This window comes from Streptomyces sp. NPDC001507 (assembly GCF_042894765.1).
GTDB lineage: Bacteria > Actinomycetota > Actinomycetes > Streptomycetales > Streptomycetaceae > Streptomyces.
The window spans coordinates 1-1,445 of record NZ_JBIAVV010000031.1 but is presented as its reverse complement, the minus strand read 5'-3'; the positions used below and the strand labels follow the sequence as shown (position 1 = coordinate 1,445).

Here is a 1,445-nt window from a genome sequence, read left to right as displayed (position 1 = left end):
GGGGAGTGTCTTTTTCTTTGTGTAAGCCCTGGTGCTGACGCTTCTTCTGTGTGGTGTGGCGGTGCTACTGGTTGTCGGTGACGCGGTCGCCGTAGTAGCCGGCGAGGATGTTAATGGCCTCCTTCCAGTTATGGGTCCGGCCGGTGGGGTTGCGCCGGTTGGGCTGGCGGTCGCGGATGACGAGGTAGAGCACCTTGAGAGCCGCCTCGTCGTTCGGGAAATGCCCGCGCCTGCGGGTGGCCTGGCGGAAGCGGGAGTTGAGGCTCTCGATCATGTTCGTCGTGTAGACGATCTTTCTGATCTCGGGTGGGAAGCGGAGGAACATGACGAAGTGTTCCCAGTTTCTGCGCCAGACCGCGATCAGGGCCGGATATCGGCCGCCCCACGTCTCTTCGAACTCGGCGAACCGCTGCTCAGCGGCAGCCGCGGTGGCGGCCGTGTAGACCTGTCGGAGTTCCTTGGCGATCTGTGACCAGTGCTTGGTGGAGGCGTACTTGAGGCTGTTGCGGACCATGTGGACCACGCAGAGCTGGATGTCGGCCAGGGGCCAGATGCTGCTGATCGAGTCGGGCAGGCCCTTGAGCCCGTCGCAGCAGGCGATCAGCACGTCCTCGACGCCGCGGTTCTTCAGCTCGGCCAGCCAGGCCATCCACTGCTTGGCGCCCTCACCGCCGGAACCCACCCACATGCCCAGCACGTCCCGTTCGCCTTCGAGATTGATACCCACCGCGATGTAGACGGGTCGGTTGGCGACTGCACCGTCGCGGATTTTCAGGACGATCGCGTCGATCATGAGGACGGCATAGACGCGGTCCAGCGGCCGCTGGCGCCAGGCTTCGAGCTCCTCGGTGACCTTGTCGGTGGCCCGCGAGATCAGATCGCGGGAGACGTCCACGTCGTAGATCTCCGCAAGGTGCGCCTGGATCTCGCCGGTGGTCAGGCCCTTGGCGTAGAGGGACAGGATGGCCTCGTCGAACCCCTCGACGCGGCGCGTGTGCTTGGGCACGATCTGCGGGCTGAAACTTCCCGCCCGATCGCGCGGGACGTCCAGCTCGACCGGGCCGACATCGGTCAGCACCCGCTTGCGGGAGGTGCCGTTGCGCGAGTTGCCCGAGCCGGCACCGGCCCGATCGCCCTTCTCGTAGCCGAGGTGCTCGGTCATCTCGGCCTCCAGCGCGCCCTCCAGGACCAGCTTCACCAGTCCTTTCAGCAGGCCGTTCTCCCCGACCAGGTTCACCCCCTCAGCGCGGGCCCGGTTCACCAGTTGCTCGGCCAACTCCTGGTCCAGCTCGGTCAGTCTCGCCAACTCGGCCCCCGTGCGTACGATGTGCGAATTCTCGCGGGGCCGCTCGTCCTTGATGCCCATCCGTGATCCTTCCCAGCAGAGGGGACACCTCATGCCAGACGGGTCACACCGGGGCATACACAATCTTTAGGACAGTCCC

At 65.3% G+C, this 1,445-nt stretch carries 1 protein-coding gene; it reads right to left on the bottom strand.

Translation table 11 applies throughout. The annotated features are described in order from the left end of the window. Positions 1 to 64: 64 nt before the first annotated feature. On the bottom strand, positions 65 to 1,366 hold the full coding sequence (locus ACFY0K_RS44700) for an IS256 family transposase (protein WP_388711300.1): 1,302 nt from the start codon (positions 1,364 to 1,366) through the stop codon (positions 65 to 67). Positions 1,367 to 1,445: the final 79 nt, after the last annotated feature.

What these genes read in the sequence shown, in the direction of transcription:
- ACFY0K_RS44700 (WP_388711300.1), bottom strand. Translation starts at nt 1,366, where the DNA reads ATGGGCATCAAGGACGAGCGGCCCCGCGAGAATTCGCACATCGTACGC.